Source organism: Candidatus Persebacteraceae bacterium Df01 (assembly GCA_030386295.1).
In the GTDB taxonomy this organism is placed as follows: Bacteria; Pseudomonadota; Gammaproteobacteria; order Tethybacterales; family Persebacteraceae; genus Doriopsillibacter; species Doriopsillibacter californiensis.
Genome location: JANQAO010000003.1, coordinates 159532 through 178293 on the forward strand (window position 1 = coordinate 159532; position 18762 = coordinate 178293).

Consider the following 18762-nt stretch of genomic DNA (forward strand, 5'->3'; position numbering starts at 1 on the left):
ATGGTTTATTAATTTTCGTCTTTGAACTTAACACCATAACGCGGAGGAACTTGGGGGATGTTATCCCTAAAAATTCGTTGCATTACGCCTTCAAGACCGCCAGCAGCGATGATATGATAGTCTTCCCAGTCGCGTGTGGGAGTGTTAATATTTTTCCACAGAGCTGTTGTTTCATCCTGTTGTAATAATTCATAGTCATCTAGCACAATTTCTTGACCGCGATTATCCCAGTAAGTGATTTTTTTGGTTTTCCCATTAAAAATAAAAGTGGGTAGGCGAATGTTGCCTTTGTCTGTTTTTAAAAAAGGAACGCCTTGTTCGCTTACGCCGGTGTTTTCTGGTACAAACGCACTATTGGAAATAATGTGACTAGCATAGTCACTAGTTTTTTCAGGCACAATCAAATCTCGCCAAGAAGAAATATCGTAAAAAGGAATATGGCGGTTGAGGTAGTAATAACCGCCAGTATTGAAATAAGAGCGCGTGAGGTCCAGTACACCATGTACCGAATCATCATTAGCTAATTTTCCGTACAAATCAAAAACAGGATCTTGATTAATAATAAAGTTAACTTTTCCAGTTTCTTCAGAAAATCCTTGGTACACATTTTTTTGTAACGGGATAGAATTAAAAATCCCTAGTACGGAGATAAGGACGGCATAGCTCATTGCCGCTGCTGGCCACAACACTTTTTCAATAGCGTTTTTCAGTCCGGTGGAGGCGACGATGCAATCCGCCAATAATAATAGCCACAACGGCGTAACGATAAAGATGAAACGATATTCGCGATGATTTTGTAGCATGTGTGGCAATAGTGCTAGCAAAATGAGTGCCAAGATAAACCCGCGCTGTTTTATACGCGTTGCTGCAGGTAGCATTACCGTTGCCAAGCCGCCGCTGGCAATAAACAGCCACATCAAAAAAATTAGTGGAGAAGATTCGCCAGCGCGACCGGCACCCACAATAACATTCATTTTGTAGTTAACGTAATAGGAATGAAAAGCGCCTCCCCAAGTAAATATTTCCAGCAAGGCGACGCCTAGAAAGATGGCCAAGCTGCCGCCCAGCATTGCTGCGCGAGCTCGCTTATCTGCTGATATAAAACCCACCAGTAAAATCAATCCGATAACCGGTGTGTACTGAAATCGCACGGCAATAATTAATGTGCCAAGCACACCGAACAAGAAGGCGCGCCGAAGTGTAACCGCTGACATTGGAGACAATGCCAACAAAGTAAGTATTAGAGACGTGGCGACAAATTCAGTCATTGGTTTATGGGCAAAGCCGATTAATTCATACCAAAAAACGCCTAATATTAGCGCCATTCGTGCTGTTCGTTCTCCCCAGTGGCGGCGGCTAAATATATACATTCCCCACGGCACCAGTACGGCGATAAGACAAAAGAATAATTTAACCGCAGCAATGTAATAAATAGGAGAATCTAACCCCAGTAGTTTACAAATCCAAAGAATACCAGCGACCACTCCAGGCACCAGCCACGAGCGGGCACCGTAAAAATATTCCCAATACACTACACCGCTACCAAAAACCAGATTGTGTGCCGGCTCTAAATATTGCATGATTTCATCGGGATGAATAACAAAGTCGCCAGATAAGGCGACTATGGCACGCAAGATAAAAGCTGTCACCAACAAATAAGGTAACCAGCGCCAAGAAGATTCGGAAACTTCCTGTGGGTGTAGATATGTTTCAACTATCCGGTTGAGCGTGCCTCCAATAGATATATGTGGGGTTGCTTTTTTTCGCACTGCCGTTTTTTTCGTTGTTTTTTTCGTTGCCATAATTTTTATGTGCCTTTCGCTATTTCTGTTGTTGATAGCGTTAATATTTCGTAACCATCGGCGGTAACACGCACGGTGTGTTCCCACTGTGCCGATAGGCTACGGTCGCGAGTAACCGCAGTCCAGCCGTCATTCAAAATTTTAACCTGATATTTTCCAGCATTAATCATCGGTTCAATAGTAAAAACCATATTTTCTTTAAGTTCCGGTCCGCTGCCCGGTTTACCATAATGCAGTACTTGCGGTGGTTCATGAAATGAATCACCTAATCCATGACCGCAAAAATCCCGCACCACACTATAGTGATGAGCCTCTGCATGGGATTGAATGGCGTAGCCAATGTCTCCCAAATGAGCACCGGGACGTATCGCGCGAATACCGAGCCACAAACATTCTCGCGTGGTTTCACAAAGCCGGCGAGCAAGAACCGAGGGTGTGCCGGCATAAAACATGCGACAGGTATCGCCGTGCCAGCCGTCTTTGATAACGGTAACGTCAATGTTCAAAATGTCACCGTCTTTCAGCAGCCGCCTAAAATCAGGAATGCCGTGACAAACTTGGTTATTAATAGAAGTACAAGTAGCTTTTGGGTAGGGAGAGTGGCCGGGCGGTTGGTAGTTGAGTGGGGCGGGAATAGCACCGTTATCGGTGATGTAGGCGTGACAGAGGCGGTCTAGTTCGCCTGTGCTAATGCCCACTCGCACTTGTGGTGCGATGTAATCTAGTGCGTCGGCGGCTAACCGACCGGCAATGCGCATTTTTTCAATATCCGCTGGTGTTTTGATTTTTATAGTCATGAAAAGTGGATTTTAATCTGTTTTGTGTAAACAGTAAACGGCTAGCTCTGTATAGCCATAATCAAGTTGGTTATTGACAGAGGTGATTTACAAGGAAATATAGTAAGGAGAGGAGGTTGATCTACGACAGACGTAAAACAAATCTACCCACAAAAAAAGACAATGGAACGTTGACGATAATGACAAATATTGGTGCTAGCTCTTTAGCGAATCCAGCAGTTATGGAGATAGTTAATATCAGTAAGCCAATAAAATATTGCGCAATATAAATAAGAGGATAAAGTATAATTTTTTGCCGACTATGGGTTGTACGAAAAGTTATTTTTAGGTGTAATAAATAGGATGTCAGCACACCGGCGATGAAAGAAATGGTGTATGCTGCCTTAGGGCTGGCTGCTAATAGCGCGATAAGATAGACTAGATAAGAAAAAAGCGTGTTGACGCCGCCCATAAAAAGAAAGCGCAGAGGCTCAGTCTTCGTGTATTTCGTCCACCGCATAAAGAGGTCTATTCCTTGTCGCATCTAGAGTTCGCCATAAATATTCACCAATAACGCCGAGCATAATCATTACTAGCCCGATAAGAAAAGAGAGCAAAACAACGATAGTTGCCCATCCAGGAGGCTGATTGATAGGATACCACGCGGTTAATTTTCCAATGATTACGTATACAGCAAATAAAAAACTGCTCGTTGCTACGATAATGCCAACTACGCTCATCATACGAATGGGAAAGTAGGAAAAACTAGTGAAATTATCTATTGCTAGGTTAATATTTTTCGTAAAAGTCCAGTGGCTATGCTTTAGTTTTGGAGCAGGACGAGGGAAAGGATGAACTTTGTGATTGTATCCTAATGAAAAAATATAAGTGGCGATGTCCAGATTACGCTCACGATTTTTTCTTATTATATCTGCAATTTTTTTATCTATCAGGCAGACACCTAATCCGTTGGAAGGGTAGTCGGGCATTATAAACCAGCGAAAAAGGCGATGATAAATGTTGGCGCAAACTTTCTTAAGAAAAGGTTCATTTCGCTCGCCTGTGCGAATAATAAAATTTACCTTACTGTTTTCGTCCCGCCATGAACGAAACATAGCTGCAACCATTTCTGGTGTATCCTGCATGTCTTGAGAAATATTGCTGACACAATCTCCCTTTGCGTGATCTATGCCGGCCTGTAGGGCGGATACTGCCCCATAATTTCGTGACAGGCGAATGACTCGGAGTCTTTCCCCATATACGTCGCGCAATGCCAAAAGGCAACTGTATGAATCATCTTTGGAACCATCATCTACGCTTATTATTTCTATATTGACATCTGGTAAGTTTTCCTCAAAATAGGAAAATATTGTCGAGATGGTTTTGCCAATCAAAGAAGAACCTTCATAAACAGCAACTATGATTGAGAGTAGAGGTTTTGATTGTTGTTTGTTCATGTATGGGTTAAGAAATTATATTACAAGGATATTTCATGCGATAAATGGGCACAACTACCAGCGCCAAATTCCTGTTTGAATTGGTGTAAGCCATCGTTTAGCTCCCCATTGCTAGGAATATTAGAAGTGCCGAAGCTGAAATAGCGAATTTTTTTTTCCTGTGCCTGCAAGATAAGCGATTCAAAAAGAAAGTCCAACGCGCCAATTTTTCTTCCTTCATCGTTAGAGGCAATATATTGTGCATGCCAAACAGTAGCAGACAAAAATAAAACAACACCGCACACGATAGAGTCTTTTAGTATGCCAGCATAAAAAATAATGTTGTCGGAGAATAAGTTAGCTAGATGTAATATTTCCGTCTGTGTGTGGGCAGGAACAGTATTGTGCTGAGCGAGTAGATTATCCTCAATCAACTGCCAAATTGCTGGTGCATAGCTTTTCCCATAATCAACACGGATATTTGCCCGAATTGCTTTTTTTTTGCCGCGCTGTCGGCGCGTGCTTACTACGCCACGGTCCGTTAAATCAATAACCGAAGATAAATTGCACCGCAGAAGCCGAGCTCCTTTTTGATGAAGGGCATAAATATCATCGGCGTAGGGACGTTGGTGATAATATGTAGGCACTGCCTTGTACAATAAAGTTTGGAATTTTTGATCTTTATAGTGTGCAATAACGGCGCTTAACGCAGCGAGCATTTGTTTTCCACTGAGACGTCCGTTATGTACGATGCCACCGTAGGTTGCACCGGGGTGACTTGCTACAATTCGTTTTTCTGCCGCCGCCGGTAATACACCACACAGTTTCTCGTTATTAAAAATTAAAAGTGAACAGTCATTAAACCGATTTTTATGGTAGGACAAAAAGCGACGACTGTGCAAAAAAGTAGCCATTGGGCAATGATTGATAAAGTCATCCCAAATTTGGGCATCTGCGCGGGAATATTGAGCGATGCGCATAGTAATTAGGGATGGATAACTTGGGGAGAATGCACGCTAATTGATTCATTTTGACTCATAGATAGGAAATGGTCGTAATTGACTTCGCTAAAAATATTTTTTTTTGTGTTTTCATTTTATATTTTCTTACAAGTCGCCTTGTAATTCTGCCCAACCAAAGCCAGTTTTTCCATTGTCGTTACCATTGTAAAACATAAGCCACTTATCTTTTACGCGAATTACTGCAGAGTAACAAACCATTTCTGAATCCCATTCAGTGGATTGAGACGGATAGATAACATCTTTTGATTGCCGCTCCCAATTTTCCCCATCGCTGGATATAGCGTGTGATATACCAGTATAGGATATCCTCCCTGCTTGTATTGTTCTTCTAGAAAAAAACATGTGGTATTTTTCATCGTGCTTAATGACCCATGGTCTTGCCAAGCCACATTCATTTTTTTGGGGAGATAAACATGGTTTTTTGTACATTTGCCAAGAGCGACCATCATGAGACTCGGCGCACCCTATATGATATCTATAATACTGTTTGTCACCTAACTTATCCCAACCTGATGCAAACCAGTGCCACATTCGCCAGCGGTTTCCCTCTTTTAAAATACATGGAGCTCCTTGTCCATACGGGCGGTCTGGTGTACGAGGAAGAATCGGGGCTTGTGAAAATCTTTTATAAGTTTTTCCATCAAGAGAAAGTGCTAAACCCGCAAATAGCATAAAAGGAATTTTAACACACCGCTGAAATCCAACGGTATAGAGATAATATTGATTATCACTTTTGATGATGCATGATGGAACAACGCCACAATCATCAAATGTACCATCTGACCCTACGTCAAGGACATAAGAATCGTGTTCATAAACAATATGCGAGGGATTACTTGCCTTTACGTCTAAAAATGTGGTGCGACCAAATAATTTATCATCTGTAGTGCCAAAATATATTCGGATACATTGATTTTCTGGCATGTATAACGGAGTAGGCAGCATGCCATACAAGTGCGCCCACCAAGCTTTACCTGGTTTCCAAATTTGTCCTTTTTTAATCCATTCCATTATCGCGCACTTTCCATAACCGTCGGCTAATGTTTTCCCTTACCGGAGATTTTGGTGGCGCTATTGAGGAATTTTCCAGTAGGTCACTCGTGATAATCGAGCCTGCACCAATTGTACAATCTTTTCCGATGGTCAAATTGTTACCGATAGTTGAATTGACCCCAACAAAACAATTGTCGCCAATATCGCAAAATCCTGAAATAACCACATGAGATGAAATAAAACAGTTTTTTCTGATTACTGAACGATGACCGACGTGATTACCGCTCCACAAAATTACATTATCTTCAAGCTGACAAAGATGTTGGATAGTATTATTTTCAAAAACGAAAGTGTTTTCGCCAATGCTGATGTTAGGTGACACAAAAGCTGATGAACTTAGGTAAGAAACAGAACGATAGCCAGCTTGGCGAGACATCTCTACTAATCGGCTACGATCTCGGTTGAGGTGACCGTAAGTTAAAGCAACAAAAACGTCAAAATCGCTAGGTGGGTATCTTTCCGGTAATTCTTCAAAAGCAATGACGGGAATTTCGCAATAAGCGGTTTTTTCCAAAAATTTATTTTCTACCGCAAAGGCGACTACTTCATAATTTGAATCAACGTTAAAATAGTCATACGCTATTCTACCAAACTCGCCTGCACCAATAATAACAATTTTTCCACCTTGTTGTTTAATCTCTTCTGGTTTCATATATTAGTTACTTATGCTAGAGGTAGACATCATTCTGCCAAAACTTTATTCTACATTATCAATATACTTTTCTTGGCGTTCCCCATCCTAAAATTTTACATAATATATATTATGCGAAATTAGCACTGGCGCTGTTTATCATTGTAAGTGCTGTTTTTACTAATCTGCTACCAGATTTTTTCTATGTCTTCTAATTTTTGTATTGTGCCCATTAAATAAATGGGTCAGGAGGGATTTGAACCCCCAGCCAAAGGATTATGAGTCCTCTGCTCTAACCATTGAGCTACTGACCCGCCGGCTGCCTGCCGGCATTAATTTTTAATGCCACATCCGCATTGTAAATGTTGCAAGCGCGGCATTGAACACGATGTTATTACTTTTCTGTGGCCGGCGGAGGCGCCTCAGTTTGTTGCCGCAATACGTGCTCACGCCGTGGCGTACGCATTTTACGCAACGCTTTAGCTTCTATTTGGCGAATTCGCTCGCGAGTTACCTCAAACTGCCGTCCCACTTCTTCTAGTGTGTAATCGTTGTTGACGCCAATGCCGAAACGCATGCGTAATACTTTTGCTTCGCGTGGCGCTAGTTCTCTATCAAAGAAATTTTTCATAAATCTCTTTGTGTCTTTGTGCATGATGTTGTCTAACGGGTCTAACGCATCCGGATCGTGGATGAAATCCATTAATGTGGAATCATCATCACCCACTGGAGATTCCATAGAAATTGGTTCCTTAGCAATTTTGAGAATACGCCGTACCTTGTCCACAGTCATTTCCATTTCCACAGCAATTTGCTCTGGCGTCGGCTCGCTTCCATTTTTTTGAACTAATTGGCGAGAAACACGACTTAGTTTGTTGATGGTTTCAATCATGTGTACCGGAATTCGAATAGTGCGCCCTTGATCGGCGATGGCGCGAGTAATGGCTTGTCGTATCCACCATGTGGCATAAGTAGAAAATTTAAAACCGCGACGGTATTGAAATTTGTCTACCGCTTTCATCAATCCGATATTGCCTTCTTGAATCAAATCTAAGAAATGTAATCCGCGATTAGTATATTTTTTGGCGATAGAAATAACTAAACGTAAGTTGGAACTCACCATCTCGGCTTTGGCTTTTTTGACAATTTCTTCCTTTTCGCGCAACTCGCGATCCAATTCAATCATCGCCGTGGGCGTTTTAAGCCCAGATTTTTTTACAATTTCAGCGTATTGCTGTTGTAAATCAATTACTTCAGGAATATAGCTGTCGGTATGTTTACGGAACAAGTTGGAATTAACCGTTTCTATCCACCGCGGATTAATTTCGTTACCCGGGAACAACTCCAAAAAATCCCGCCGCTTCATTCCCATTTTACGGGTACAACAATCTCGAATTTTGCTTTCAATGTTCATCACATGCACGCTTTCTTCGCGAGCAATAGCGATTAATTGCTTAATATATTTTTCGGCAAAACAAAAGCGTGTCATCAATTCAGAAATATTCTTTTGCGGTCGTTTGCGATCGCGCTGGCGTTTTTTTTGTGCCATTTCTTTATGAATATTATCCAGTTCGTCCAGAACTTCCCAACATTGTGCTGCCAATTTTTTGCTAACTTCCTCGGGCGAGTCGCTTACTTCATCAGCACTGTCGTTTTTATTGCCGCTATCCGGTTCGTGTAAAAAAGCGCTTTTAGCGGATTTTGCGCCACTGTTTTGCTCGTCAATATTGAGACCAAAAACGCCATTAACAATATCTTCAATATTACCGCCCTCTTCCCGTATTTTTTTGAGATTATCGAGCACTAACTCGGCAATATTAGGACAATATGAGAGCACTTCTACAATACGGCGTTGACCATTTTCTACACGACGTGAAATTTCAATTTCTTCCTGATGGGTAAGCAATGTAGAAGAGCTCATTTCACGCATATACATACGTACCGGATCGGTAGTGCGGCTGATGCCGACAAAAGAGGAAATAGCCGCTTCTGCCTGGTCTTCAATGTCATTCTCATAACGCACTTGCCCATCTTCGTTGATAAGTAGTTCGTCTTGGTCGGGGGTGCTTTCAAAAACAGGGATACCCCATTCACGTAGAAGGTTAATTACGATCTGTGATGCTTCTTCAATTTCCTCCAACTCATCGGGCAAATGGTCGTTGATGATAGCGTGAGTTACATAGCCTTTTTCGGAAGCATAAGTAAAAAGATCACGAAGCTTGTTCCAGTTAATGTCCTCTGAGTCGTCTTTGCGAGTCGCGCTTTTTCGACGTGCCTTGCCAAGTTTTTTGTTGAGTTCACGTTCCATGCGCTGCATGGCGTTTTGGCCTTCCATTTTTTTCATCGCGGCCTTGCCTGATTTAATGGACTGCTCAGCAGCTTTCTTTATAGAATCTATGTTATCCGTCTTGGGCGCCGCTTTTATCTTGGCCGGCGTGCTTTTTTTGTTTGCTACCGGTGCTTTAGTAGCGGCCTTCTTTTTGATGCTGGATGAGGCCACTTTACTTGGAGATTTTGCCTCTTTGGTTACTTTGATCGGTTTGCTTTTTTTGTTTGCTACCGATGCTTTAGTAGCGACCTTCTTTTTAATGCTAGATGAGGCCACTTTACTTGGAGATTTTGTTTTTTTAGCGATAGAGGAAACTTTTTTTGAGGCGGGTTGAGTCCTGGATTTTTCCGACATATTGACGTTCCTTTGAGATATTCTTAAAACTTTTTATTATATAACACAAATACCTAATCATTGATATGTTTACGTATGTCAGCCAACCACTGACGCTTACCAGCACCAGTGCGGCGGTGATGTTCTTTTGCCAACCGCTCTAGTAGTGCCGAAAGTTCTTTTTCTACATCCAAACTTTGCAATTTGGCATAAATCCGCCCTGTTTCCTGTACTTGCCGTGATAGCATAAGGTAGCCTTCACTTTCTAGATAAGCAGGAAGATCGCTTTCCTCATTTTCTGGGTGCCAACGCAGGTGATGCAAGACGGCGGCAATAACTTCTACTTCTGCAGCTTCGCCGGGTAATGGTGGATGTTTCGTGAGCATTTCAATTAATGCCGGATTAACAGCTAAACAACATAATAATTTATATAACGGTTGTTCGCGACGCATTTTAAAACGCGCGCGTTCTGTCGGGCGCTTTGTTTCGCGTTGAGTAGCCTGATGTACGGCAGCAACTGACAATTTCGCTCGTGCAGCCAACCGTTCTTGTAGTAACTCCCGCAAAAAAGGAGCCCGTTGCGCTCCGACCAGCCCCAAAAGCCGTCTTCCTTCTTGTAAAGCAGCACTGGAACGACCTTCTTCGCTAGTGGCATTGCTGTTTTCCCATAGTTGCCGCACAATATAATCTGCTAGCGATTCTGCTCCAGATAATTGTTTTTCAAATGCAGCGGCACCGTGCGCACGAACAAAACTATCGGGATCCTCTCCCTGAGGCAAAAACAAAAAAAACACACTCGCCCCATCACGCAGTACTGGTAACGTATTTTCCATACCGCGCCATGCTGCCCGCCGCCCAGCATCATCACCATCAAAAGCAAAAATGACATTATCAGCGGAACGAATGATTTTTTCCATCTGCCGCGCTGTAACAGCCGTGCCCATGGTTGCAACCGATTCGGAAAAACCTGCCTGCGACAACATTACAGTATCCATATAACCTTCGGTGATGATAATACGTTTTTTCTCCCGCACGTGTTGGCGAGCTTGTGGCAGACCAAAAACGGTTTGTCCTTTGGAAAACACCGGCGAGTCCGGTGAATTTAAATATTTTGGAGTATCATCTCCCAGCGCCCTTCCACCAAAACCGCTAACACGCCCGTTATTTTCCATAATCGGAAACATAATACGATTGCGAAAATAATCGTACGTGCCGCCGCTCTCTTTTTTTCGCAGCAAGCCGACGGTGACAAGCGTTTTTTTGTCATGTTTGCTTAATGCGAGTTCTAATCCGTTCCAAGCGTCAGCGGCGTAACCAATGTTAAAGCGCGCTAGCGTTTCTGCTTCTAAGCCGCGTTGGGTGAGATATTCGCGCGCAATAGAGCTTTTTTTTAACTGTGCTTGCCAGTGTGCACATGCTTCCCGCAAAATATCATCAGAAAAACCGCTAGATTTGTCGTTGTCACCTCGGGGAATGGGCATTCCCAGCCGTGATGCTAGAATTTCTACACCGGCCACAAAGTCACCACCATGTTGCTCCACAATAAATCGCAAAGCATCGCCGTTGGCACCACAGCCAAAACAATAATAAAATCCTTTTTCTGTGTTAACCGAAAACGATGGCGTTTTTTCGGCATGAAATGGACACAACCCCACTAGGTTTTTGCCTTGTTTTTTTAGCTTGACAGTCTCACCAATAACTTGTTCCAAGTCGGCGGCAGCAATAAGTCGCTGAATAAATTCTCGTGAAATAGCCATGCGTACATTAAACCACTTGGCACGACTGATGGAGAACGGAGCAATCGGAATCAAAAATGGCTGTGGATAACCTGCACTTAACAAGGCATTCAACTGCTAGGAGGCAAAAATAGATTCATAAAACGTTTATCCAACCACTTTTTCCAGTGCCACAGCCAAGTACCGTCAGCGTACCAACTCCCCCAACCTGCAATCGCGCGTCCATCAGCAGTGTTAAGAATGTACAACTGCCGTTGTTGAAAGTGCCACGAAGAAAGCGGCATACCATTGATAGCTGCCAAGATGTTATCGCTCAACGTCGGTGACTGTCGGATTGCTGTTACGCCAGATTTTGGCGCGCTGATAGCGGCACAATCACCCGCAGCAAATACCTGTGGGTGAGAAATACTTTGCAGACAAGCATTCACTTGTACAAAGCCGTTGTCATTCAACGCCAAGTCACTGTTTGCCAGCCATGCAAGAGCTCTAACCGGTGTGGCATAAACAAGATATTGCGCAGTTGTCTGCCGACCATCTGCCAATATAATGGATTCGTCTTTGTAGCTAATCGCTGTCGATTCAAACAGTGTAATACCGCGCACCTGCAACACTTTCCGTACTTTATGCCTAACGCCGTTGTTTGCTGAAGGCAAAAGGGAATTACCGATTAATGCAATGTTATTACTGTTTCCAAAGTAAGAATTTAATGCTAGCGCCAATTCCACGCCGCCAGCACCAGCACCAATAATGGCAATCGTTTGCGGTTTGTTTGCCGTCAATCTGTTTAGCCAATGCAAAAAATCTTGCGCAGGCTTAACTGTTGTCGCTGCCGGAGTGTTGAATGTTTGCCTTGGCACACCGCCGACATTGATAGAAAGCAAATCAAAACGGATTTCATCGCCACCTGCGAGTAATAATTGCCCTTGTTCAGCACTGATGCTAACTGCTGCGGCTTCTACCCAGCGCACACCAGTGTTAGCGCAGAGAGTAGGCAAATCAATAAAACATTCTTCCCGCCGGAACTGCCCGGAAATATAACCAGGCAACATACCCGAATAGGCTACCTTTGAGCTGTCCGAAACCAATGTTACTGTTGTGCCGATTGGCCAGCGATTCGCTAACCGAAGTAATGATAATACATGCGTATGACCACCACCAACGAAAACAATTTCAGTTTTTTTCATTTTTGATGCCAGTAGGGACGTGCCCTGCTTCCAATATTCCTTCCACATTCCGAACTTGATCGTCAAAGAAAAAATCAGGATTGAAGGCGCGTAAAAACTCTTTTTTATTTTTACCGGAAAGAAACATTGCCTCGTCCACTTCCAGCCCCCACTCCATCAGAGTGCGAATCGGGCGCTCGTGTGCCGGTGCTCCGCGCGCAGTTACCAGTGCCGTTCGAATGGAATTTGAAGAGGCTTGTCGCAGCTTTTTCAATTTCTCTAAAAATGGCTTAAATGGCCCAGGTTGCAGCGGTGCTGCAACCATTTCTTTTTCCTGCTGCTGAAAAGCATCCAGTCCTTGTTCTTGATATACACGTTCTGATTCATCACCAAATAGCACTGCGTCACCGTCAAAAGCAATGCGCAATTCTTTTGATTCGTCAATCGTTTCGGTAATGGAGGTCTTTTTTTTAGCAATGGGGGTTGTAAGTGGTGTCGCAATATTCACCAATTCTTCCGCACGCAGGCTATCACCACCTTTAACGTGAGCGGCAGGAATGCCGTTTTCCAGTGCGGCACGGACATCATCAGCAAAAGCGGATAGAAATAAATTAGCTCCGCATGCCGGCAGATAACGGAATGGTGAGCGTCCGCGCACAAAACAACCGCATTGGATATTCAATCCGTTTTCGGCGATAGCTCGAAACACGCGCAATCCGGTGACAGGGTCATTACGCGACAACACAATAATTTCCACCCGTTTTTCCCCGTGGTTATTCATTGCCAGTAGTTTTTTTGCTAGCAGAAAAGCCACGCCTGGCTTGGCTACGCGCTCTAATCGATCCAGTTGTGTTTGAACATAGGCTTCTTCGCCGTGCAATTTGAAAATTTCATTTTCCTCTTCAAAATCAAACAAGGCGCGTGATGATACGGCAACGGTTAACAGTGGCATTGTCATGTACGCATTATAAATGCCAGCTCCGCTTCACTTTTTAGGCGATCTTTGTGACCGAATTTATAAGTGCTTTTATACTTATAATGCCTTACTCTTCTTATTTGCCAATTGTCTTAGCAGTTCAAAAGTCCACGCGGCGCCAAAGCCTGTTTCTGGTCCCGGTGCTGCTCCCAAGCCTCCTTTGCAGGAAGATGTCGACAAATCTAAATGCAGCCACGGAGGTGTCCCTTCTATAAATTCACGCAAAAACAACGCCGCTAATATGTGATCGGCATCGCCCTCTTCAGCGCATTGTTTAATATCGGCAATATTGCTTTTGAGTTTGTCTTTGTAATCTGTTGGTAGCGGGAATACGCATAGCCGCTCGCCACTTGCCGTTGCTGCTTCTACAGCGCGCTGTCGCCAGCCATCATTGTTAACCACCAGAATTAATGAGAATAGGGATTAATTGAGAAGCCTAAGGATGGTGCGGTTTCTAACGCTTTTTAATGATGAATATTTATTAAATACCAACTACCGTATTAACAATGATTTACGTGTCTTGCAATTACCTTGCACTGTCGTTATAAGGCGAAAAAAACGCATTTTTTAAATTGGTGTTTTTAACTTTTTTGACCTTTGTGGTAGGCGGTAGCGGTTTTTGATTCGTTATGCGCGCAAGAGCTTCACGCATAATTAAAATGCAGTGTGAGTACGGCGGCAACGCTCAAGTGCTACTCTCTCGGCGTTCTTTCCCTCGTTGGGTGGTTGGGTCAGTTTAGGCCAAGAACCAATGTCTTTAAAATACTCAACCCCGCGATCATAACAATCATCAATCTTATATTGTCTTTCTTTTTCGACCTTGCGAAAATAATCGCTAATAGACACAAGTATATAGAAAAAGCCAATAACTAGGCCACCCAGAATAATCGAGTCCAAAAATACCATAATCGGGTCTTCCTTCTTCTGCATGCCTCCATATTAAAACGTTATTACATATACATCAGTTAATTAAGGTGGAATACCATACGACCCTTCCAATGACAGAAAAATGGTCATATTCATCCGTTGATATCTGTACTGGTGGATATGATGAATTAGCGCCGGACATGATGATATGAGTATGGGTTTTCCTTAAGTACTTAATATAGAGGTCGTCATATAGGCGCACGCCATAAATAGAACCAACGAGGATGTCTTGCTGGGAGAGGTCAAACATAACAGAAGAAGCTGAAGGTATGGTTGGTGCCATACTATCGCCACGGACACGAGCCATGACAAGATCATCTGGATTTAAACGGGCGTAACCTAAAAAATCACGCCTAAAATCACGGTCAGACGGCAGTGTTTCGGCTGATGTGATACCGCGCCCCGCGGAAAATTCAGTGTCATATTCGGGGATACGGACAATTTCTTCCACCGGGCTGTATTGGTCATGAGATAACCCCAACAACCAATTAAGTGACACTCCCGCCCGTAAAGCTAATTCAGCCGCCTTATCTAATGCTGGCATAGTTCCCTTAGCCCAAGATCTAAGGCTATCTGGCGGCACCCCCCATGCGATAGAACACTTATTAATTGACCGACCAGCAATAACTTTTTTAAGATTTTCCTTAAAAGACTGCTTAAAATTGTAATTTGCGTGAGATTTCCCTGTATAATTATCCATAACTACTCATAACATAGAACAACAAAAAATCATAAATGACGCAACAACGCCTAACAGACAAAATAACAGAAACTAACAATATACTACAACTGCATATTATAGCGCATATTAAGATAATGGCAGAAGCTGCTGGCATATGCTGGGCAGATTGGGCAAGAACGAGAAAATTATCACCGGCGACGGTAAGGCAAGTGTTGACTGGAAGATCTAGCGGACGACGTGGTCATGCGCGCGAAGTAGTAGGAGAATTAAAGAATTTATCTCGGGAATTACGGCTGGATAGCGGCGCGATTACCAGAGAATCACAGCTTGCTGCACACCGCCGCGCGGCAATGGCTCGGAGAGGGTCAGTTTGATGGTTGATTACCGGTTGCCAGTGGGAGAATCCTACTCTCTCACTCCCACTGGCCGCGCGGCTATTTCGTATGGAGATAATCGCGCGTTATTATCAATGAATGCCCACAGCAGTGGTCCCTTTTTTGCTGCTGCTGGCCGCGCGCTTGCTCCTAGCGGTGTCAGGCGCGCACTATTATCTCCTTGGATGCCGGTGGGGAAGCTCACCGGCACGTTGATGTAATGGTTTTTATACGGATTAAAAAAGGTGACCGATTAGCTACGCCGCAGAGCGTAGAAATATGGGAAGAGACGCGGCAAAAAATGATAAAAAAACACGAAAGCGTGAAGGCCGTCGCTGAGCGAATGGGAGTGGATATTAAATATCTACAGGCATTGGTAGCTAAGGCGCCAGCTCGCGTACAGAGAGGCACAATACGAGCCCAAATAGTAGAGCGCTTAGGTGCCAATATCGCGATAGTTGACACGATTGGCGGCCGCTATAAAAGCTATAGAAGCAAAAGTGACGACCCATTCTGGGATTTTGCTGCAAATCCCTTTATTAAGTTGATTCGGGATAGACAGGGCAGAACATGAGCAGCATAGCGCCACCTCATGCCGTAGACGCTGAACAGGCATTGCTTGGTTCGCTATTGCTGAATAATAAATTGTTTGATGTAGTAGATCATCTGCGGGGTGAGCATTTTTATGACAAGCGCAACGCTGTCATATATGACACCCTCAAAAAGATGATAGCAGCGGGCGCGGTTGACCCGGTGCTATTGAGCAAACAGCTAGACGACGAAAAGAAGCTACGAGCGGCTGGTGGATCGGAATATATTGCAGATGTGGCTGATTGCGGTGCATCCGCAGTCAATGTGGCAGCATATGTAGAGCTGGTCGCCGATATGGCACAGCGCCGGCAGGTAATTACCATATTATCCGAGGCACAGGCGGCTGCCTATGCGCCCGGCGACGCAAAATCAAGCCAATTAATAGATGAGATAGAGCAGCGGCTATCCGAAGTGCAGAACGAATTTGCGCAACAGGGAACCGCGCTGCGTGATGCGGGTGTAGTCGCTGGTCAACATCTCGACAAAATAACGGATATTATTGCTCGCGACGCATTTGAGGAGTTGATTGGCGTGCCGACAGGCATCAGCCGGCTCGACAAGATGACATCTGGCTTACACGGGGGCGATTTGATTATTGTGGCAGCACGTCCCGGTGCGGGTAAGACGGCATTCGCGCTGAACCTCGCGCGGCATGCTACAGCGACAGGCGGCGGCGCCGTGTTTTTTAGCTTGGAAATGAGTGCCGAATTATTGGCACGGCGGCTGGTTAGCCAAGACGGTGTGCCGCTGAGTGCATTGCGCACCGGTAAGGGCGCTGATGGTAAGCCGATAGATGGCGATATGATACGCGCCTTTGCCGAAGGTGTTGGCGCACTGGAGGGGCGCGGTGTATGGATTGATGACCGCAGTGGCATCACTGTGCTGCAAGCGCGAGCGCAGGCGCGGCGAGTACGACGACTGCTAGCAGCCGAAAATAAAAAACTATCGTTAATAGTAGTGGATTATTTACAGCTGATGGGTTCAACTATTGCTGGAGATAATCGTGCGCTAGAGGTGGCTGCTGTATCCCGCGGGCTAAAGGCCTTAGCGAAAGAATTGAATGTACCAGTGGTAGCACTGTCACAGCTCAACCGGGCGGTTGATGCGCGTGCGGACACTACACCGAGATTGACAGATCTACGCGAGAGCGGCGCGATTGAGCAGGATGCTGACCTTGTCTTACTGCTCAACGAGACGGACAAAAACTCAATGAATACGCAGACAGCAGCCGTTGATTTGATTGTAGCGAAACAAAGAAACGGACCAATAGGCAAAGCCATGATGTCGTTTGAAAAAATGTTTAGCCGATTTAAGGAGAGAGCTGATGAATAACCAAGAGAAAATCAATACCATAATCAAAGCAAGCGGGCTGAGCTTAGAGGATTATGCGGTCAAGTATGGGCACGACCACCAGATACTGAGTGATTTAGTGGAGGGGCGCGTGAGCGGTGAGATCGGCGAACCAGCAGCGATGAGCGCCGAAATAAACCGGCGATTTATTGCGGAGAATGCGGCGGCAGACAGAAAACAACATGTAGTTGGGCTGCGATGAGCACCGCAGAGAAGATCAAAGACATTATTAACGCGAGTGGGATGAATACGCGATTGTATGCCGAGCGCAACGAATACAACTATCAAACACTGCGCAATATTGTCAGCGGCAGAGTAAGCGGTCAGCATGGCGAGGCAGCTCGGGTAGTGTCTGCCATCTTAGGCAGGGTTGCACAAAAACCAAAAAGGAAGAACAAGAATTTTGCACAAAACCTGAAAAAAATATCAGAAATAACCGACCATACAGACGTAACTTCGGCGGCGTTGATAACTAATGCAGTTAATAATAGCGGTCTCACCATCAAGGAATACGCGACACGGCACGGATATCCATATCACACAGTTAGAAATTTAGTTTATGGGAAAACTTGTGGTAAGTTTGGGTTACCAGCAAAGATAGTAGCTAGTGTGATGTGTAAAGATACGCCACTAGCTAACGGCGTGTCTTTACACAGTAAGCACAAAAAATTAAATGTGCAGCTAGCACTTAAGGGGTATCATTCTCTTACTGATTGGGCGAATAAGCACGGGTTCAATCACGACACAGTGCGAAGTGCTATACGGCGATATTGTGGTGCGCATGGTCGCTCACCACGTTACAACAGCCAGACACCTAAAATATTAGCAGCACTCAGTAAGACGCTGGGCCAATCGTGTATGGGTCTTCAGGTGACCAACGAATTAGCGCATGCGCAGCCCTGGTTACGGCAACAAGCATACTGGAGGCAAAATGTCATTTGCTGATCGGACGGCGCGCGCCGCCGAACTCTGGGGGCAAGTGCAGTGTGATATGTATGCACTGGGTGAGGAGCTGCAGTGGGTACACCAGCTACCAAAGGAACAACGGCAAGAGGCATGTAGCCAGATAGGTATTACTCCACAGATAGCGGCGCGGTACAGTGCATCATTTCTTGCGGTGCGGGATACAGGGTTGCCGCGAGATGCTGCTGCAGTATTAATAGGCATTGACCCCAACCGCATTGATGCGGTAATGAAAGTAGTTAAAAAACTCAATCATCAACCAACAGCAGATGACATAAGGAATATTGTCGCCGACAAACTAGCCGAATGGCAGATGGAAGCACACAATCAACGGCTCGCCCAACGCGCAAAAAATGAAGCCGAAAAGCAACGCAAAACGGCTGATATGGTTAATTTACTACCCGCAGCAAGTAAAAATATTGGCTGGCTCGCTGAATATCTAGCGAGCATTGTGCGTGCGACTGACTTATTAACCGCGGCGTATGAGCTATTAAGCGGACCACATGAATTAACGGATGCCGAAAAAGAAACCATCCTCAGCACACGAGACAAGCTGCAGGCCGAGCATCGCACCTGGCGCGAAGTTATCCGACAAAAAACAAATGAATAGAAATCAGA

The 18762-nt window shown here is 44.5% G+C and carries 22 protein-coding genes and 1 tRNA gene; 8 read left to right on the plus strand and 15 right to left on the minus strand.

Annotated elements, in window-relative coordinates:
• Positions 1 to 8: 8 nt before the first annotated feature.
• From NQX30_05405 to rpoD, 9 genes are all read right to left on the minus strand, one after another.
• The gene (locus NQX30_05405) at positions 9 to 1802 is read right to left on the minus strand and encodes a hypothetical protein (protein ID MDM5147803.1); all 1794 of its coding nucleotides are present in this window, start codon (positions 1800 to 1802) and stop codon (positions 9 to 11) included.
• Positions 1803 to 1807: 5 nt separating this feature from the next.
• Positions 1808 to 2599 carry a type I methionyl aminopeptidase gene (map, locus tag NQX30_05410; GenBank protein ID MDM5147804.1) on the minus strand — a complete coding sequence of 264 codons (792 nt, stop codon included), beginning with the start codon at positions 2597 to 2599 and terminating at the stop codon, positions 1808 to 1810.
• A gap of 121 nt (positions 2600 to 2720) precedes the next feature.
• The gene (locus tag NQX30_05415) at positions 2721 to 3050 is read right to left on the minus strand and encodes a GtrA family protein (GenBank protein MDM5147805.1); all 330 of its coding nucleotides are present in this window, start codon (positions 3048 to 3050) and stop codon (positions 2721 to 2723) included.
• A gap of 19 nt (positions 3051 to 3069) precedes the next feature.
• A complete protein-coding gene (locus NQX30_05420; protein ID MDM5147806.1) occupies positions 3070 to 4035 on the minus strand; it encodes a glycosyltransferase in 966 nt (321 codons plus the stop codon).
• A gap of 20 nt (positions 4036 to 4055) precedes the next feature.
• A complete protein-coding gene (locus tag NQX30_05425) occupies positions 4056 to 4994 on the minus strand; it encodes a GNAT family N-acetyltransferase (protein ID MDM5147807.1) in 939 nt (312 codons plus the stop codon).
• A 126-nt stretch (positions 4995 to 5120) separates the two neighbouring features.
• Entirely contained in the window at positions 5121 to 6047 is a 927-nt protein-coding gene (locus NQX30_05430) for a hypothetical protein (GenBank protein ID MDM5147808.1), read from the minus strand.
• On the minus strand, positions 6034 to 6741 hold the full coding sequence (locus NQX30_05435; protein ID MDM5147809.1) for an acetyltransferase: 708 nt from the start codon (positions 6739 to 6741) through the stop codon (positions 6034 to 6036). Before NQX30_05435 ends, NQX30_05430 begins: the two co-directional genes overlap by 14 nt.
• Positions 6742 to 6961: 220 nt before the next feature.
• Positions 6962 to 7034, minus strand: a tRNA-Ile gene (locus NQX30_05440).
• 80 nt (positions 7035 to 7114) lie between these two features.
• Positions 7115 to 9055 (minus strand): RNA polymerase sigma factor RpoD, encoded by a 1941-nt coding sequence (gene rpoD / locus NQX30_05445; protein MDM5147810.1) that lies wholly within the window; start codon positions 9053 to 9055, stop codon positions 7115 to 7117.
• Between rpoD and NQX30_05450 the strand changes: the two genes are divergently transcribed.
• Positions 9036 to 9383 carry a hypothetical protein gene (locus NQX30_05450; protein ID MDM5147811.1) on the plus strand — a complete coding sequence of 116 codons (348 nt, stop codon included), beginning with the start codon at positions 9036 to 9038 and terminating at the stop codon, positions 9381 to 9383. The two genes, rpoD and NQX30_05450, sit on opposite strands and share 20 nt — an antisense overlap.
• A 73-nt stretch (positions 9384 to 9456) precedes the next feature.
• On the opposite strand, the gene dnaG is transcribed toward NQX30_05450, so the two are convergent.
• The 6 genes from dnaG to NQX30_05480 form a co-directional block, all read right to left on the minus strand.
• A complete protein-coding gene (gene dnaG / locus NQX30_05455) occupies positions 9457 to 11232 on the minus strand; it encodes a DNA primase (GenBank protein ID MDM5147812.1) in 1776 nt (591 codons plus the stop codon).
• Positions 11229 to 12302, minus strand: coding sequence for an FAD-dependent oxidoreductase (locus tag NQX30_05460; GenBank protein ID MDM5147813.1), 1074 nt, complete (start codon positions 12300 to 12302; stop codon positions 11229 to 11231). The genes dnaG and NQX30_05460 overlap by 4 nt, the downstream gene beginning before the upstream one ends.
• Entirely contained in the window at positions 12289 to 13239 is a 951-nt protein-coding gene (locus tag NQX30_05465) for a 5'-nucleotidase (protein ID MDM5147814.1), read from the minus strand. The genes NQX30_05460 and NQX30_05465 overlap by 14 nt, the downstream gene beginning before the upstream one ends.
• 75 nt (positions 13240 to 13314) lie before the next feature.
• Entirely contained in the window at positions 13315 to 13665 is a 351-nt protein-coding gene (locus NQX30_05470; GenBank protein MDM5147815.1) for a hypothetical protein, read from the minus strand.
• 246 nt (positions 13666 to 13911) lie between these two features.
• Positions 13912 to 14163: a hypothetical protein gene (locus NQX30_05475; GenBank protein ID MDM5147816.1), complete on the minus strand. Its 252-nt coding sequence runs from the start codon at positions 14161 to 14163 to the stop codon at positions 13912 to 13914.
• A 55-nt stretch (positions 14164 to 14218) separates the two neighbouring features.
• The gene (locus NQX30_05480; GenBank protein ID MDM5147817.1) at positions 14219 to 14728 is read right to left on the minus strand and encodes a S24 family peptidase; all 510 of its coding nucleotides are present in this window, start codon (positions 14726 to 14728) and stop codon (positions 14219 to 14221) included.
• A 191-nt stretch (positions 14729 to 14919) separates the two neighbouring features.
• On the opposite strand from NQX30_05480, the gene NQX30_05485 reads away from it, so the two are divergent.
• The 7 genes from NQX30_05485 to NQX30_05515 are packed head-to-tail and all read left to right on the plus strand — an operon-like array spanning position 14920 to position 18754.
• A complete protein-coding gene (locus NQX30_05485; GenBank protein MDM5147818.1) occupies positions 14920 to 15240 on the plus strand; it encodes a hypothetical protein in 321 nt (106 codons plus the stop codon).
• The gene (locus NQX30_05490) at positions 15237 to 15461 is read left to right on the plus strand and encodes a hypothetical protein (protein ID MDM5147819.1); all 225 of its coding nucleotides are present in this window, start codon (positions 15237 to 15239) and stop codon (positions 15459 to 15461) included. Before NQX30_05485 ends, NQX30_05490 begins: the two co-directional genes overlap by 4 nt.
• Positions 15461 to 15814 (plus strand): hypothetical protein, encoded by a 354-nt coding sequence (locus tag NQX30_05495; GenBank protein ID MDM5147820.1) that lies wholly within the window; start codon positions 15461 to 15463, stop codon positions 15812 to 15814. The genes NQX30_05490 and NQX30_05495 overlap by 1 nt, the downstream gene beginning before the upstream one ends.
• Complete coding sequence (gene dnaB, locus NQX30_05500) at positions 15811 to 17163, plus strand: replicative DNA helicase (GenBank protein MDM5147821.1); 1353 nt, start codon at positions 15811 to 15813, stop codon at positions 17161 to 17163. The genes NQX30_05495 and dnaB overlap by 4 nt, the downstream gene beginning before the upstream one ends.
• Positions 17156 to 17383, plus strand: a complete 228-nt coding sequence (locus NQX30_05505; GenBank protein ID MDM5147822.1) for a hypothetical protein — start codon at positions 17156 to 17158, stop codon at positions 17381 to 17383. Before dnaB ends, NQX30_05505 begins: the two co-directional genes overlap by 8 nt.
• Complete coding sequence (locus tag NQX30_05510; GenBank protein ID MDM5147823.1) at positions 17380 to 18126, plus strand: hypothetical protein; 747 nt, start codon at positions 17380 to 17382, stop codon at positions 18124 to 18126. Before NQX30_05505 ends, NQX30_05510 begins: the two co-directional genes overlap by 4 nt.
• Positions 18113 to 18754 (plus strand): hypothetical protein, encoded by a 642-nt coding sequence (locus NQX30_05515; protein ID MDM5147824.1) that lies wholly within the window; start codon positions 18113 to 18115, stop codon positions 18752 to 18754. The genes NQX30_05510 and NQX30_05515 overlap by 14 nt, the downstream gene beginning before the upstream one ends.
• The last annotated feature ends 8 nt before the right edge of the window (positions 18755 to 18762 follow it).

Excerpts from the sequence above, each read along its gene's own strand:
- NQX30_05495 (MDM5147820.1), top strand. The coding sequence starts at position 15,461 with ATGGTTTTTATACGGATTAAAAAAGGTGACCGATTAGCTACGCCGCAG.
- NQX30_05460 (MDM5147813.1), bottom strand. The coding sequence starts at position 12,302 with ATGAAAAAAACTGAAATTGTTTTCGTTGGTGGTGGTCATACGCATGTA.
- rpoD (MDM5147810.1), bottom strand. The coding sequence starts at position 9,055 with ATGGAAGGCCAAAACGCCATGCAGCGCATGGAACGTGAACTCAACAAA.
- NQX30_05425 (MDM5147807.1), bottom strand. The coding sequence starts at position 4,994 with ATGCGCATCGCTCAATATTCCCGCGCAGATGCCCAAATTTGGGATGAC.
- NQX30_05450 (MDM5147811.1), top strand. The coding sequence starts at position 9,036 with ATGGCGTTTTGGCCTTCCATTTTTTTCATCGCGGCCTTGCCTGATTTA.
- NQX30_05515 (MDM5147824.1), top strand. The coding sequence starts at position 18,113 with ATGTCATTTGCTGATCGGACGGCGCGCGCCGCCGAACTCTGGGGGCAA.
- NQX30_05510 (MDM5147823.1), top strand. The coding sequence starts at position 17,380 with ATGAGCACCGCAGAGAAGATCAAAGACATTATTAACGCGAGTGGGATG.
- NQX30_05505 (MDM5147822.1), top strand. The coding sequence starts at position 17,156 with ATGAATAACCAAGAGAAAATCAATACCATAATCAAAGCAAGCGGGCTG.
- NQX30_05405 (MDM5147803.1), bottom strand. The coding sequence starts at position 1,802 with ATGGCAACGAAAAAAACAACGAAAAAAACGGCAGTGCGAAAAAAAGCA.
- NQX30_05430 (MDM5147808.1), bottom strand. The coding sequence starts at position 6,047 with ATGGAATGGATTAAAAAAGGACAAATTTGGAAACCAGGTAAAGCTTGG.
- dnaB (MDM5147821.1), top strand. The coding sequence starts at position 15,811 with ATGAGCAGCATAGCGCCACCTCATGCCGTAGACGCTGAACAGGCATTG.
- map (MDM5147804.1), bottom strand. The coding sequence starts at position 2,599 with ATGACTATAAAAATCAAAACACCAGCGGATATTGAAAAAATGCGCATT.
- NQX30_05475 (MDM5147816.1), bottom strand. The coding sequence starts at position 14,163 with ATGGTATTTTTGGACTCGATTATTCTGGGTGGCCTAGTTATTGGCTTT.
- NQX30_05485 (MDM5147818.1), top strand. The coding sequence starts at position 14,920 with ATGACGCAACAACGCCTAACAGACAAAATAACAGAAACTAACAATATA.
- NQX30_05435 (MDM5147809.1), bottom strand. The coding sequence starts at position 6,741 with ATGAAACCAGAAGAGATTAAACAACAAGGTGGAAAAATTGTTATTATT.
- NQX30_05420 (MDM5147806.1), bottom strand. The coding sequence starts at position 4,035 with ATGAACAAACAACAATCAAAACCTCTACTCTCAATCATAGTTGCTGTT.
- NQX30_05415 (MDM5147805.1), bottom strand. The coding sequence starts at position 3,050 with ATGGGCGGCGTCAACACGCTTTTTTCTTATCTAGTCTATCTTATCGCG.
- NQX30_05465 (MDM5147814.1), bottom strand. The coding sequence starts at position 13,239 with ATGACAATGCCACTGTTAACCGTTGCCGTATCATCACGCGCCTTGTTT.
- NQX30_05480 (MDM5147817.1), bottom strand. The coding sequence starts at position 14,728 with ATGCCAGCATTAGATAAGGCGGCTGAATTAGCTTTACGGGCGGGAGTG.